Raw genomic sequence first — 14,039 nt, 5'->3', positions numbered from 1 at the left:
GATCAACTTCTTCAATCGCTCACTCAGCCCAGCTTCTGTCGCTCTTTGCGGGACACAGACAAAGGCTCCATATTAATCAGACCTCGATCTGACAGAGCCAGCGCCATTTTGTAGAAAGCACGTGTACGAATCTTCGTATACGTATCCTTGCTTACAGGCGGATCAAACACATGGTTATACACTTTATAGTCAAACACATCATCGTCTTTCAGATATCGTTCACAGACAAGTACACGTTCCTTTTCACTCAGCCGGGACACAACAAAATCAATCGTATCGCAATATGCCTGACGCGCGCGCTGCACGTCCACATTGTAGATTGCCGTTCTCGCCGTGGAATCCCCCGTAACATTGGTTGCACCGTGGAAACGCTCGGCGTAACTTGCCGTCACCATAACCTCTCGTTCTTCAAATGCAATGGTTTTATAGATTCGGTATTTTTCCAGCGCAGCTTCAACAGCTGTTTGCGTTTTACGTCGGTCCAATTCAGGCAGCATCAATTCCATATTTATCTTCCTCCTCTAATATTTTTACTCCATTCATATCTCTTACTCTATCGTTCACGTCATGTTGTTTTGCCATCATTCTTTGCACGATGGAAAAACGCTCTTATTCATAGAGTTGTCCAGTTTCCTAAATAAATAACGACATGTCTTCAATTTCCCGCTGTTGCCTTTTGGAATCACTCCAAATCGGTATAATCCGGGGAATTACCTTCTTCAAAGAGTCATTTCTAAAATCCAACCTGTGTCATTGTTACATTTTGTTCGTATAGTGTTCGTATTTATATTTGAGGATACCACTTTCTGGAGATCGGAGTAAACCTCCATTTTGGTTCGTTTTGACGATAAAATAAAACCTTCGCTCTCATTTCCTATGCCTTTTGGCATAATTGTTTCATATCTCTTTACCTAATGGTATATATACGATATAGTACTGTTTAATTAATGAACTTCCGTACAAGTCATTTGATTTTTAATATTAAGAAGTTCCCCTTCTCCTTAATGCCGCTAAGGTATATATCAAGCGCAAACGTAGTGAAGGAGACGGAATCGATTCTGAAGAAGCGAAGCGTTCGCCTTTATCAACGGATTTCACCCTTTAGGAAAGGGAAACAGGAAATCCGGGGATAACAGCGATCAAAAGAACGATCCGAATCCGGAACGGCGCACCCGCAGAGGTTTAGGAGTTGTCGCATTCATCTTTCTTCTTAATATTAACTCAAGCACTTGTACGAATCGAAGGAGTTGGCATAATTGTGGAGCACGCTTTTGGTCCTTATATGAAACAACTGCGCGAGCAACAGGGATACAGCATCAATCAGCTCGCCGAAGCAGCCGGAATAAGCAACTCACAGATTTCACGTATTGAGAATGGGGTCCGGGGTGTGCCAAAACCAGCGACCATCCGCAAGATTTCAGATGCACTCTCGGTGCCCTACACAGAGATGATGAAGCAGGCCGGTTATATTGAACCAGGGAGTGCTGCTGAACTTCAGGACGTACCGGAATGGGCTACATACAAAGACCGTCGTGATTTCAAAAAGATGCTGGAGGACGATGATGATCTGATGTTTGACGGCATTCCACTCGATGAAGAGGACAAGAAACGAATCAAGGATGTGCTGACAGGTCTGTTCTGGGAAGCCAAACAGATGAACAAACGCAAAAAGACAGACGAATCGGACAATCGCCCATGAGGCATGACCCACTGAATTTAATAAGGCAGCAGGTGAGATCATATGGATGACATCGTAACAAAGCTGATTCGAAAACACCGGACCAACTGCCCGTTCAGCATTGCCCGCGCGGTTGGAATACAGATTCGTTTCACCAATTTGGGGAAGTCCACCAAGGGACTGTACTTTCGCAAGCTCCGGCGCAGGTTTATCGTCATACACAATGATTTGCCGCCGGAATGGCAAAGGTTCGTGTGCGCCCATGAGCTTGGACACGACCGACTTCATAAAGGGATTAATCGATTCTTTCTGGAGGAACATTCCTATTTTGCTCCAGGCAAGCTGGAAAGACAGGCCAATCGTTTTGCCATTCAATTACTAACCTCCGGAGTGATGCCTGAACCGGATGAATCTTTGGAGAAATTTTGTTTACGTACCGGACTGCCGCGTGAAGCGCAGCATTTTTTTTACACTCTTTAAGAACATACGTTCTTTCCGAAGATTATATTTTCCAACAGCAGATTTACATGTCACTTTCAGGTTACTTATTTTTACGTAATTCGCGAGATTTCCTAATAATAGTCTGTTAAAATACTATTTGAGCTGTGTAAACGCTCAATTAGATTATTATTTTGGGAGGTTTCGGATTCATATGAAAATCTGGAAGAATTACGTTTCACTTCTGCTAACGGTCTGTTTGCTGTTTGGAAGTGTAGGTATTGCCGCAGCTGCAACGGATACCACTCCGGGCACAGGTAAACACATTACCATTCTACATACGAATGATACGCATGCCCGTGCAGTTGAATCTTCACCTGCTATGGGTTTTGCCAAAGTAGCTGGAATCGCTGACAAATATCGTAGCGAAAACCCGAACACACTCTTGCTAGATGCTGGAGATGCTGTGCATGGTACAACATTTGCCACTCTTGTGAATGGTGAGAGCATCGTGAAGGTCATGAATGAAATGGGATACCAGGCCATCGTACCGGGTAACCACGAATTCAACTATGGTTCGGATCGCCTGATCGAACTGGCAGACATGATGAACTTCCCCATGCTGAGTGCCAACGTGAAGAAAAAAGACGGAACACGTCTCTTCGATCCTTACCTCATTAAAGAGGTGGATGGCGTGAAGATTGGTATCATCGCTTTGACTACACCGGAAACGTTGTACAAAACGAATCCAAAAAACGTAGAAGGTCTTGATATTACAGATCCATCTGCAGAAGCCAAAGTTCTGGTAAACGAAATCCGCAGCAAAGTAGATGTTGTTGTGGTATTGGGACACCTTGGACAAGATGCATCCAGCACGGATACTAGCTTTAAAGTTGTTAAAGAAGTTCCTGGCATCGATGTATTCATCGATGGTCACAGCCACACTGTACTGCAAGATGGCCTTGTATCCGATAACGGAACATTGATTGCAAGTGCAGGAGAATACACTAACTACGTTGGTGTCATCGATCTATGGGTAGACGGGGGTAAAGTAACAAAGAAACAAGCAACATTAATTGATGAAACGGAAGCAAAAGACATCAAACCGAATGAGAAAGTCGCAACTCTCGTAAACTCCATTCAAAAAGAACAAGAACCTATCTTGAAAGAAGAAGTAGCCAATACAGCTATTCTGCTGGATGGTAAACGTGAACAGGTACGTGCAGGAGAAACTAATCTGGGTGACCTGCTTGCAGATGCCATTCGTGATGTCAGCAAAGCCGATATTGCACTGACTAACGGTGGGGGTATCCGTGCTTCCATCGAAAAAGGGATCGTAACCAAAGGTGATATCATCACAGTGCTTCCTTTTGGTAATCAAGTGGTAACGCTTGAAGTGAAAGGGTCCGATATTCTGGCAGCCCTTGAAGTCGGTGTAGCTTCCTATCCGGAACCAAGCGGTGGATTCCCGCAAGTATCTGGTATCAAGTTCAAAATCGACACTTCCGCTGCTGAAGGTAGCCGTGTACATTCCGTAACCGTGGGGGATAAAACCCTTGATCCGGAAGCAACATATACACTGGCAACCAATGATTTCACAGCTGTTGGTGGTGACGAATACACCATGTTTGCCAAATATGCTACAACAGGTATGTACGGCGCGTTGGATGAAGCGTTGATTAACTACATGCAAAAGCTTGGCGCTGTAGACATCAAAACAGATGGTCGGATCAGTGAAGCGATAAAACCTGCAGTAGAGCCGGAAACTCCGGCAACAGAAACACCAGCTCCAACCAAGCCAAAACCAGAAACACCAAAACCGGAAAAACCGTCTAAACCAACACCAAGCAAACCAGCTCCAGCTAAACTTCATGTTGTGAAATCCGGAGATTCCCTGTACTCCATCTCCAAACAATACGGCACAACTTGGCAGGCATTGCAAAAGCTGAACAATATCAAAAATCCACACTGGATTTATCCAGGTCAACAATTGAAATTGCCTGCAGCTTCTTAAGCTCAGCAAAGCAAAGTGCATATAGGCATGATCGCTTATAGTGCATCAGAATAACGAATCTGTTCTTGTCATAACCAAAAGGGTGTCCCCCAAGCCAGATTACTGGTTAAGGGGACACCCTTTTGTATCTCAGTTCTTAAACATCAATTCACATCAGATACTTGAACATTTCCTGCGGACATATCCTGCTGATCCTGACAATCATCTGAGGCAAAAATAAATCCCAGCCAGGCCTTCAGGGACCAACTTTATCATGTGCCTTCGACACCGAACTATATAAGAACTCTCCGGAATGACCGTGTTCATGCGTTTATTGTACATTTAATTTCGACATCTCTATCTTCTCAAAATTGCATACTTGCACATAAATCCGCCTGAGTATGATCATCTTCAGATCCTTAATCATAAAATCATTTGTATACTAAATACAACTATCCAAATATAGTTATTTCGTATGATATCACTCATAAAATCCAACCAAATTGCATGCCTATAGCCCTCTTTTTCATGCTCTCATTGGAATTTCAGCAATCAAAATCAGCTACCGCATCATATTCGGTACTATTATATGAACTCATATAATTAGCGATTCCCCTGAATTTAGGAAGTGAGCTGTTCCTTCACATAAAGCACAGCTTCCTGTGCAGTCAACCCGATTCGTTTCGATTCACCTGTTACTGCAAGTGCGTGTGATCCCAGTTCGACCTGTCTTTCGGCTGCTCCTCGGCCAATAACGATCTGCACAGGCAATCCGATCAGCTCCGCATCCTTGAATTTCACACCCGGACGTTCATCCCGATCATCAACCAATACCGTGTAACCGCCATCGATCAATTGTTGTTCCAGTTCGAGGGTGAGCTGACGCTGCTGCTCATCCTTCCAACTTACTGTAATCAGATGCACATCATAAGGCGCAACAGCAGCAGGCCATTTTATGCCATCATCTCCGGCATACTGCTCAGCTATAGCGGCCATCAGGCGGGATACGCCAATGCCGTAACACCCCATGACTGGCGCACACTGGCGACCATTACGATCCAGGAATGAAGCACCCATGGCATCACTATATTTCGTCCCCAATTTGAAAATGTGTCCAACCTCAATACCTTTGGTAAACACAAGTGGTGATCCACATGTTGGACAAGCATCCCCCTCCGCAGCAAAGCGGATTCGTTCTACTCGCTCCAATGCAAAATCAATCCCTGGGCGTACACCGGAAACATGCACATCCACTTCATTGGCTCCTGTAATTGCACTCTTCATCACTGCCACGTCAGCGTCCACCACCATCGGCAGATTTAGTCCAATCGGACCCAGGAATCCTACCTTCAGATTTGGATGAGCCGCAATGGCTGCATCGTCTGCAAGGATCAGTTCCTCTGCCCCCAACACCTGCTTCAATGCGATGTCATTCAGTTCATGATCTCCACGCACAAGCGCAGCGACGAGCTGACCATCCGCCACATAAAGCAGCGTTTTGATCATATGTTCAGCACCTTTGCCCACAAAAGTGGTTAACTCTGCGATCGTACGAACGCCAGGTGTCGAGATACGTACTACTGTTTCCACTCCTGAATGTTGATCCGTTTGAAGCGCGGAGTCTGCACTCGCAGAATCAGCTGGAACTTCCAAGCTTCCTTCTTTTTTCTCCATATCTCCAGAAGTCTGATAATCCGCTTTCTCCAGATTTGCAGCATATCCACAATGTTTGCAGGTTACAATTGTGTCCTCACCCACATCAGCAAGAGCCATGAACTCATGTGTTTCTCCTTGACCGCCAATGGTTCCTGCGTCCGCCTCAACACGGATATAGTCCAGACCACAACGCTCCAGAATGCGACTATACGCCGTGTTCATAGCCTGATAAGTCCGATCAAGCTCTTCCCAGTCCGAAGCAAAAGAGTACGCATCCTTCATGATGAACTCCCGTCCACGCAGCAATCCAAATCGAGGACGGCGCTCATCCCGGAACTTGGTTCCGATCTGGTACAGGGTGAATGGCAGCTTACGATACGAGCTCACCTCGTCCCGCGCTAAAGCGGTTACGACTTCCTCATGTGTTGGTCCAAGAGCAAATTCCCGTGCATGACGATCCTTCAGACGCATCAATTCGGGACCATACTGTGTGTATCTTCCGGATTCTTCCCACAACTCCGCAGGCTGCATAATCGGCAGCAACACTTCCTGACATCCAGCACGATCCATCTCTTCACGAACGATCCGTTCAACATTTAACAATATACGCCGTCCGAGGGGCAGATAACTGTAAATTCCCGCAGCAAGTTGGCGAATCATACCGGAACGCAGTAACCAGCGATGTCCCGCTGCATCTGCCTCCGCTGGCGCTTCACGTAATGTTGGGACAAGCATTTCACTTTGACGCATCATAACACACTCCTAATCTTCCTTTTTTTGTTATCAAATACGGCGCATAAACAGCAAAAAGACACATCCGTCAAGGGACGAATGTGTCGTGGTACCACCCTTATTTAACTGCAAATTAATCCGTTCGCAACCTATGCGATCTGTAACATGCAGTCCTACGGGGCATAACGGGCCCTGCCGGCGGAGGTTGCAACCCTGTATGGGCATTCTCTTCCGCAGCTCGCGAGGTAGGAATTTATAAAGCAGCTACAGGAACCTTGCACCACACTGTTCCCTCTCTGTTGAAGCTGGCTTGCACAATCATGTCCTCGTTATAACGCTGTTATCATTTTTGACCACATTAGTTCATTTACAAGTAATTGTCAACATACCGTGTTAACATATACTACAATGAATTCTCTGGCGATGGCTGACATGGCAGCACGTTCCCTGTAATATAGAGAAATAGAAATCTATCACAGGTATTAATCGATAAAGGAGCTTGTCCTATGCCATATATCATATATGATCTTGAATTCACGGTAAGCCGCAATACTCGCTATTCTTCTGAAATTATTGATATCGGTGCCGTCAAAGTTACGGAAAGTGCGGATGGATTGGTCGTAACGGATACGTTCCATACGTATGTTCGTCCTTCCAATAAGTCTGTTCTGTCCACTGACACGATTCAGTTTACAGGTATCACGCAGAAAGATATTGATGCAGCCCCCCTTTTTCCGGCAGCACTGAATCAATTCATCGCCTGGATGGGAAGTGACCCCTATTACATGTGTTCCTGGGGACCCGATGACCGCAGCAAACTGATCTCTCATTGTCGCACCCATCAACTTGATGTGGCCTGGATCACTAATCATAACGATCTCCAGCAACAATGGTCCCGCACCGTTCGCAAAGAAGGCAAGTTCCGTCAACTCGGTCTCGCTCAGGCTCTTGAAATCTGCGGAATCGAATTCGATGGTACCCAGCACCGCGCATTGGATGATGCCATCAATACAGCCAAGGTATTTATGCATCAATTTGACCGTTTCACTCTGGAAAACAACTGTGCAGCCGATGATGAGGGCATTACATCCAAGGTTGTCTATTCCAGCTCCACAGAAGATGAAGAGAAAGAATCACCTTTTGGTAATCTGGCAAGCCTTTTCAAAACCAAAGAGTAACCGTCCACAGCACAGTACTTAATCGTGTTTTGCCTTAGGATTAGGTGGTATTCTAATCTCAACTTTTATTGTACATTTGTTGCCAATATTTTAGGCGTTCTTTCATCTTGATGCGGCAGATCTCAGGTTCGAGAATTTCCGCATCAGGTCCATATTTAGATATCCATACAAGAAATTCGTCAACATCACTTAATATGGCTTCAAATAACAGGCTACCTTCCGGTTCAATGGTTAGGATGGGTCGTATAAAAAATTGCTCCTGCATCACACGCTCCACAGCATGGGGTGCAAATCGAATTTTGAACGCAGTCCACTCCGTACTTCCCTCGTATGCCCAAGGAATGCGGAAGTGCGATTGCATCAGATAATCCTCTTTGCGAAACGTGCGTGGCAATATTCGTATCTTTTGCAGCCGGCTCACCTGAAATATTCGAAGTTTCTCCGACAGGTGACAATACCCTAACAGCTCAAATCTGTATTCACGAGGGATAAGACAGTAAGGATCTATACGTACGATCCCTTTTTTACCTTGAGACAGATACTCCCCTTCAATGGTGTTCTGTGAAATGCCAGCCTGAAGCAGGGTAATCATGGATTGATTCTGCGAATCGTTGTTTTCATTTTGCCATACGGGCAATCCCGCTTTGAACAATCCACTAATTTGCTCCGACCATTCCACTCGTTCTGTTTTGTTTTTCTGACTCGCAGCAACCACTTTCTCATAAGCGCTCTCAAAAGCAGGTTTCAGCAAAGGACGAATATTCTCCATAACTTCAGCAAGATGCATGAAAGCTTGGGCTTCTTCATCAGACCAATTTAGCGGATACATGGCAAACTGGCTGATAAACATGTACCCTTGCCCGTGTCCCATATTGGCGATCGGGATATGCATTGCACTGAGGGCCTCCATGTCGCGGTATATCGTCCTTTCCGTCGTCTCGCATCGCTGGGCGAGCTCACGTGCCAGTATGCCTGGCTTCGCCTGCACCAGCGTTATAATGCGCATTAATCGGATTAGTCGGTCTGTCATTTTGCCGGACCCTCCACGATGTTGTTTCAATAAATTTGATACAACTCCATCCATTGTTTAATATGATATTGATACATACATTCGACCTTCTCCTAAACTTCACCTTCAAATATGTAGACTCTCTCTATACCGTTACCATCTGAAATCAACCCTATTCCCCTAATATCTTTTTTTCACGATCATGATATCCTGTTGTAAACGTTATCTCATAGTGATAACGCAACTTTTCAACGATCTCGGCTTCCGCGTAATAGTCCAGATCTTGCTTCCGCGCAGCTTCAATTAACAATGCATCAGCATGACGACGTAACATATTACTTCCCTCTTGAACCCGGCCTCTTTCGTAGGCGCGCAGGGCTTGTTTGATCAGGGGCACGGTTTCACTTAATTTGATCGTCTTTTCCACCTTGGGATCTTCCGGCTGTCGCAGCATGCCCAGATGACTGGTGTACTGAATATACAACTGTTCTCTTCGTAACAATACACGTTGACTTTGCTTCAACTTCCTTGTGCTCCAGTAGGCTGAACATACGGCAGCTTTTCCTGATACACGGGGTCCCATGACGAATTCAAGCAAAATTTGTTTGCTTTCTCCCTTGTACATATCCCCAAGCCTCAATAACCAGCCAATATCCGTTTCCTTGGAACGACATCCATAAATGCCTTTTAGCTGTACTCCATATTCCGGTTTGAGCAAAAGTTCCAAATCTCTTGATACAATTTTGGGTGCTATTTTCCTAAGTCTTTTGGCAGGGGCACCGTTACGCCACTCTACCATCATATATACGGGGTCGGCTCCCCCTGTCGGTATGGCCTCTTTATTCCACGAATAAGATACTTCAAAGACTGAGTTCACTGGTAGTCTCTCCCCCGATTTATGTGTATTATCTTCTAAGTTATCAGGGTAAATGGACACTATATTGTCACGGAACACATGTTCTCATTAAATTTTTCCAATATATTAGTTTTATATCCCTAAATCCGTCTCAATACGACAATAAACGACGAAAAAGCCTGGCACTAGGCCAAGCTTATCAATCACTTATCTATGACAAGTCCCAAATTAAACAGTAGGATGATCGATTCCCATTTTGTGTAAATATTGTGCACCATCTGCTTCGGTTACCGGTGCATAGGTGACACTGTCAATGACCAGCTTACGCCCTACTGGCTCTCCATTAACAGTGATCATGATCGTTTTGGTTGATGTGTTCTGATCTGTTGTGTACATATGTTTCTACTCCTTCATGTTCACGATCTTATATTCAATCGGATATATTGGTATCGTTCATTAAATTGCGCATTTGTGAATAGCATGCACCCGGAACTGAAGTAAAAGATCTGTAAAACGGTCCGGTGTGCTTGCCTATCGTTCTATTACCCTGCAGATTTGTAAGCTAAACAACCCTGTTCCTAAATAATTTTAGATATTTCGGGTAATAAAACGATATCATCTTGAACCCATCGTCCCGGTTTTGACGTATAATGTAAGAGCCGTATTTCAACAATAGACGACGAATTCGGCGATTGATCTATCTTACCGAAGAAAGAGGTGTTAACGATGCCAAAATCCATTCAGGGTTATTTCATTCGGGTGTTATTCACCACATGCATTCTATTTACCGTTTCGATCGCTTCGACAGTAAATGCAGCCAGTGCCAATATTTTTACGGATATATACAGCGGATGGGAGCGAGTCTCCGAACTGCCCGGAGAAGTGAACGCTCTGCAGGAAAGTTATAAGCAAACGATGGAGCAATTAAATCAAACGTCTGCTCAGTTGGGACAAGCCCAGGCCAATGTCGAAGCATTTAAGACCCAGAACGAACAACTGCTGGCTCAGAACCAGAAACTCACTGAAATGGTAAGTAAATTACAGGACGACCAGAATGCCAAAGCAGCTACCACCAAACGAATTCAGACGACGATCATCACTGTCGTTTCTCTCATATTGGGTTACTTTGTTCTGATTCGTGTGATGCGCTGGGGAATGCGTCGCCGTTCGGGCCGAGTATAAAAGAACAGGAGCAACTGCATGAACATACACCTGAACAATGCTGAAGCAAGCGGAGCAGGACAAGTCGTCACATTTTCACTGATTAAAGATGACCGCCTTCATATTTTGCATCCGCAGCAAATTGTGGCCTTCCGCGGTCCAAGTGGGAGTCGCAATGATAAATTCATGAATATCACGGGCATATATCGCAAAAAAAAGCTGATTAAATCCGAAATCACCGGACCTTGCCAATTTGTGGCTGCCCTGCCTCCCGGATTCACGATGAAGGAAGTGGAGCTCACGGAGGACAGTGATCTGCTCTATGACTTTCGCCACCTGTTCTTCTACTCTGATGGTGTAACCATGCATACCAAAATCCAGAAAATCAAAAACATGCTGATCACCCGTGATGCAGTGAAAATGAAATTTTCCGGCAAAGGCAAAATCGGATTGCTCACTCAAGGTCAGGTCTGCCAACAGGAACTTCACCCAACAGCGCCGCTCTATGTGGATGCTGGTAGCATTATTGCCTATCCTGAAAATGCACATCTGGAACTCACCGTATATGGTAACAACCTTGCCAGTCAGCATATGAATTATCATTGGAAGATGACAGGACATGGATCTGTGCTCTTTCAGGCTGGACGTGAGAATCATAGATTGGAACAGGATCTCAACGATGAGGGGCTGTTTAAACGAATTCTGAAAGAAGTGATCCCTTTCGGCAATGTATTGATCAAATAAGCTGTTAGTTGATGCAGCCGACCGATTAGCTGCCACTATGCTCCTGTGGGGTGGTCACCACGCGGTTTCATGTTATAATGGTTCAGACAATTGAAGAAGAAAATCCATGCCATAGGGCGTGTCTGAGAACTCCGAAGGAAGCAGATTTTGCCGAATTTTCGTTCCAAGCAAGGAAGTTTTCCGCAGGCGTGCCGAGGCACGTCAAGGGGAAGTGACGCAGCATGGGGCGAAAAGGCGGTAAAAGGTGCACTTCAGCGAGTTTTGAGACACGCCCTACGGCATGGGAGAGGTTCGCGAACTCCCTCTATAAGACTTGACCATGTGATGGTCAGTATAAGTCTTGCGTACACTTTGTTTAACGGAATGTACGTAAAAAACTAAGGACACTTACTCTTGCCTGCTTTTTTGAAGCAGTTATCGAGAAGGTGTGTTTTTTGATGGATGCCAGTTCATGAACTTCTCTGTTCTTCCGACACTCTATGCCTATGTGCATGGTTTGATCTCAAGAAGATAGAGAGGTTTTTTTATGTTGAACGAAGAAAAAGCAGTCGTTGTATTCAGCGGAGGTCAGGATAGTACCACGTGTCTGTTCTGGGCCAAACAACAGTTTGCCGAAGTCGAGGTTGTTACGTTTGATTACGGACAGCGCCACAAGCTAGAGATTGAATGTGCAGCGGAAATCGCTCGTGATCTGGGCGTACAGCAAACGGTACTCGATATGAGTCTGTTAAATCAGCTTGCACCCAATGCGCTCACTCGCACGGATGTCGAGATTACGCATGAAGAAGGCGAACTGCCAAGTACATTTGTAGATGGACGGAATCTGCTGTTCCTCAGTTTTGCGGCCATTATGGCAAAGCAAAAAGGAGCACGTCACCTGGTTACAGGTGTATGCGAGACGGATTTCAGCGGATACCCGGATTGCCGGGATTCATTTGTGAAATCGATGAATGTGACGCTTAACCTGTCGATGGACTATCCATTTGTCATTCATACCCCGCTCATGTGGCTGGACAAAGCCCAAACGTGGAAGATGGCCGATGATCTCGGTGCCTTTGATTATGTCCGCGAGCGTACTCTGACCTGTTATAACGGCGTAATCGGCGATGGATGCGGAGAATGCCCTGCTTGCAAACTGCGCAAAGCCGGACTGGATCGCTATGTACAGCAACGTTCTGCTGCTGAATCGGCGGGAGCGGATGTACGATGAGAGAACCTGGAACATTCCGTATTGTGGAGCATCTGCAACGCATCGGAGAAGATATTCTACCCACCCAGCTGCGCTATCACCGCAAACGTGTGCTTGTAAGCAAAGAATTTACCTTTGACGCAGCACATCACCTGCATTGTTATGAAGGCAAGTGCAAGAACCTGCACGGTCATACGTATAAAGTTATTTTTGGGATCAGCGGTTATCCGGGTGAAACCGGGCTGACGGTTGATTTTGGACATATCAAAGATATATGGAAAACTCAGATTGAGGGATATCTGGATCATCAGTACCTCAACGAGACACTTCCTTTAATGAATACAACGGCTGAAAATATGGTCGTTTGGCTGTTCGAACAGATGGAACATGCGTTGCAAACAGAACCCTATGCCGGGCTGACCGATGGTGGGCGGACGGAGTTTGTCCGACTCTTCGAGACACCCACCAGTTACGCGGAAGCGAGACGGGAGTGGATGATCGATGAGTAGTGTGACACAACAGGTAAATGAGACGAGATCTCGCATAGAGGCTCGTATTCCCGTGATGGAGATTTTTGGACCGACGGTTCAAGGCGAAGGCATGGTCATCGGGCAAAAAACGATGTTTGTTCGCACCGCGGGCTGCGATTATCGCTGCTCCTGGTGCGACTCGGCCTTTACCTGGGACGGTAGTGGCAAGGACCAGATTCGAATGATTACGCCAGAGGACGTATGGGCAGAATTGCGCCGCGTTGGCGGCACGCGTTTCTCCCATGTGACCATCTCCGGCGGTAATCCCGCCCTGCTCGCTTCGCTGGGCGGGTTGGTTGCCCTGCTACGGGAGAACGGCATCCGCACCGCGGTGGAGACGCAGGGCTCCCGCTGGCAGCCTTGGCTGGCGAACATTGACGAAGTCACCGTCTCGCCCAAGCCACCGAGCTCCGGCATGGACACCGATTGGGCCGTGCTGGATGATCTGATCGAACGGCTGGCCGCTGGCCCGGTAGAACGAAGTCATAGTCTGAAGATCGTGATCTTCGATGAGATAGACCTGGACTATGCCCGCCGTGTGCATGCGCGGTATCCGGGCACGGATTTATTTTTACAAACCGGGAACCCGGATGTGACTTCCGCCGATACGCCAGATCTGGCGTCCTCACTGCTTGCTCGTTATGAGTGGCTGATTGACCAAGTCAGTGCATCCGATGACCTGAACAATGTTCGTGTGCTTCCACAACTTCATACGTTGGTATGGGGCAACAAACGTGGCGTGTGATGGGCAGTATGGGTGGAATGGGCGGCATGATGTAAGGATGAGGACGAAATGTCTTCAGAAAACAAGAGAATTAGACAGGCGAAATTGCCTATTCATATATACCGCGAGGCTTCGGCTTTGACGGAAACAA

The 14,039-nt window shown here is 46.1% G+C and carries 14 protein-coding genes; 9 read left to right on the top strand and 5 right to left on the bottom strand.

From position 1 onward, the window contains the following. Positions 1 to 23 precede the first annotated feature (23 nt). Positions 24 to 506: an ArpU family phage packaging/lysis transcriptional regulator gene (locus tag BS614_RS09990; RefSeq protein WP_017690187.1), complete on the bottom strand. Its 483-nt coding sequence runs from the start codon at positions 504 to 506 to the stop codon at positions 24 to 26. Between the two features lie 749 nt (positions 507 to 1,255). On the opposite strand from BS614_RS09990, the gene BS614_RS09985 reads away from it, so the two are divergent. The 3 genes from BS614_RS09985 (at position 1,256) to BS614_RS09975 (ending at position 4,130) form a co-directional block, all read left to right on the top strand. Then, the gene (locus tag BS614_RS09985; RefSeq protein ID WP_082219000.1) at positions 1,256 to 1,699 is read left to right on the top strand and encodes a helix-turn-helix domain-containing protein; all 444 of its coding nucleotides are present in this window, start codon (positions 1,256 to 1,258) and stop codon (positions 1,697 to 1,699) included. A gap of 42 nt (positions 1,700 to 1,741) precedes the next feature. Further along, on the top strand, positions 1,742 to 2,158 hold the full coding sequence (locus BS614_RS09980; RefSeq protein WP_017690190.1) for an ImmA/IrrE family metallo-endopeptidase: 417 nt from the start codon (positions 1,742 to 1,744) through the stop codon (positions 2,156 to 2,158). Between the two features lie 172 nt (positions 2,159 to 2,330). Beyond that, positions 2,331 to 4,130, top strand: coding sequence for a 5'-nucleotidase C-terminal domain-containing protein (locus BS614_RS09975; protein ID WP_074093866.1), 1,800 nt, complete (start codon positions 2,331 to 2,333; stop codon positions 4,128 to 4,130). Between the two features lie 600 nt (positions 4,131 to 4,730). On the opposite strand, the gene BS614_RS09970 is transcribed toward BS614_RS09975, so the two are convergent. Continuing rightward, positions 4,731 to 6,515 (bottom strand): proline--tRNA ligase, encoded by a 1,785-nt coding sequence (locus tag BS614_RS09970; RefSeq protein WP_074093865.1) that lies wholly within the window; start codon positions 6,513 to 6,515, stop codon positions 4,731 to 4,733. 488 nt (positions 6,516 to 7,003) lie between these two features. On the opposite strand from BS614_RS09970, the gene BS614_RS09965 reads away from it, so the two are divergent. Continuing rightward, complete coding sequence (locus tag BS614_RS09965; RefSeq protein WP_017690193.1) at positions 7,004 to 7,675, top strand: 3'-5' exonuclease; 672 nt, start codon at positions 7,004 to 7,006, stop codon at positions 7,673 to 7,675. Positions 7,676 to 7,733: 58 nt separating this feature from the next. Here the strand turns inward: BS614_RS09965 and BS614_RS09960 are convergent, their stop codons facing one another. From BS614_RS09960 to BS614_RS31790, 3 genes are all read right to left on the bottom strand, one after another. Further along, positions 7,734 to 8,705: a helix-turn-helix transcriptional regulator gene (locus tag BS614_RS09960; protein ID WP_074096775.1), complete on the bottom strand. Its 972-nt coding sequence runs from the start codon at positions 8,703 to 8,705 to the stop codon at positions 7,734 to 7,736. A gap of 151 nt (positions 8,706 to 8,856) precedes the next feature. Further along, on the bottom strand, positions 8,857 to 9,561 hold the full coding sequence (locus BS614_RS09955; protein ID WP_017690195.1) for a hypothetical protein: 705 nt from the start codon (positions 9,559 to 9,561) through the stop codon (positions 8,857 to 8,859). A gap of 207 nt (positions 9,562 to 9,768) precedes the next feature. Continuing rightward, positions 9,769 to 9,936, bottom strand: a complete 168-nt coding sequence (locus BS614_RS31790) for a hypothetical protein (RefSeq protein ID WP_167544395.1) — start codon at positions 9,934 to 9,936, stop codon at positions 9,769 to 9,771. A gap of 330 nt (positions 9,937 to 10,266) precedes the next feature. Between BS614_RS31790 and BS614_RS09950 the strand changes: the two genes are divergently transcribed. The 5 genes from BS614_RS09950 (at position 10,267) to queE (ending at position 13,909) form a co-directional block, all read left to right on the top strand. Then, a complete protein-coding gene (locus tag BS614_RS09950) occupies positions 10,267 to 10,722 on the top strand; it encodes a hypothetical protein (protein ID WP_074093864.1) in 456 nt (151 codons plus the stop codon). 18 nt (positions 10,723 to 10,740) lie between these two features. Beyond that, positions 10,741 to 11,445: an AIM24 family protein gene (locus tag BS614_RS09945; RefSeq protein ID WP_036611462.1), complete on the top strand. Its 705-nt coding sequence runs from the start codon at positions 10,741 to 10,743 to the stop codon at positions 11,443 to 11,445. Positions 11,446 to 11,974: 529 nt separating this feature from the next. Further along, positions 11,975 to 12,655, top strand: coding sequence for a 7-cyano-7-deazaguanine synthase QueC (queC, locus tag BS614_RS09940; protein WP_074096774.1), 681 nt, complete (start codon positions 11,975 to 11,977; stop codon positions 12,653 to 12,655). Beyond that, the gene (gene queD / locus BS614_RS09935) at positions 12,652 to 13,143 is read left to right on the top strand and encodes a 6-carboxytetrahydropterin synthase QueD (protein ID WP_036611465.1); all 492 of its coding nucleotides are present in this window, start codon (positions 12,652 to 12,654) and stop codon (positions 13,141 to 13,143) included. Before queC ends, queD begins: the two co-directional genes overlap by 4 nt. Next, positions 13,136 to 13,909 carry a 7-carboxy-7-deazaguanine synthase QueE gene (queE, locus tag BS614_RS09930; protein WP_074093863.1) on the top strand — a complete coding sequence of 258 codons (774 nt, stop codon included), beginning with the start codon at positions 13,136 to 13,138 and terminating at the stop codon, positions 13,907 to 13,909. The genes queD and queE overlap by 8 nt, the downstream gene beginning before the upstream one ends. Positions 13,910 to 14,039 lie beyond the last annotated feature (130 nt).

The organism is Paenibacillus xylanexedens (genome assembly GCF_001908275.1).
Classification (GTDB): Bacteria; Bacillota; Bacilli; order Paenibacillales; family Paenibacillaceae; genus Paenibacillus; species Paenibacillus xylanexedens_A.
Note: the sequence above shows the minus strand (reverse complement) of the source record. Positions and strands in the feature narration are given on the sequence as shown.

What these genes read in the sequence shown, in the direction of transcription:
- BS614_RS09990 (WP_017690187.1), bottom strand. Translation starts at nt 506, where the DNA reads ATGGAATTGATGCTGCCTGAATTGGACCGACGTAAAACGCAAACAGCT.
- BS614_RS09980 (WP_017690190.1), top strand. Translation starts at nt 1,742, where the DNA reads ATGGATGACATCGTAACAAAGCTGATTCGAAAACACCGGACCAACTGC.
- BS614_RS09975 (WP_074093866.1), top strand. Translation starts at nt 2,331, where the DNA reads ATGAAAATCTGGAAGAATTACGTTTCACTTCTGCTAACGGTCTGTTTG.
- BS614_RS09970 (WP_074093865.1), bottom strand. Translation starts at nt 6,515, where the DNA reads ATGCGTCAAAGTGAAATGCTTGTCCCAACATTACGTGAAGCGCCAGCG.
- BS614_RS09965 (WP_017690193.1), top strand. Translation starts at nt 7,004, where the DNA reads ATGCCATATATCATATATGATCTTGAATTCACGGTAAGCCGCAATACT.
- BS614_RS09960 (WP_074096775.1), bottom strand. Translation starts at nt 8,705, where the DNA reads ATGACAGACCGACTAATCCGATTAATGCGCATTATAACGCTGGTGCAG.
- BS614_RS31790 (WP_167544395.1), bottom strand. Translation starts at nt 9,936, where the DNA reads ATGTACACAACAGATCAGAACACATCAACCAAAACGATCATGATCACT.
- BS614_RS09950 (WP_074093864.1), top strand. Translation starts at nt 10,267, where the DNA reads ATGCCAAAATCCATTCAGGGTTATTTCATTCGGGTGTTATTCACCACA.
- BS614_RS09945 (WP_036611462.1), top strand. Translation starts at nt 10,741, where the DNA reads ATGAACATACACCTGAACAATGCTGAAGCAAGCGGAGCAGGACAAGTC.
- queD (WP_036611465.1), top strand. Translation starts at nt 12,652, where the DNA reads ATGAGAGAACCTGGAACATTCCGTATTGTGGAGCATCTGCAACGCATC.
- queE (WP_074093863.1), top strand. Translation starts at nt 13,136, where the DNA reads ATGAGTAGTGTGACACAACAGGTAAATGAGACGAGATCTCGCATAGAG.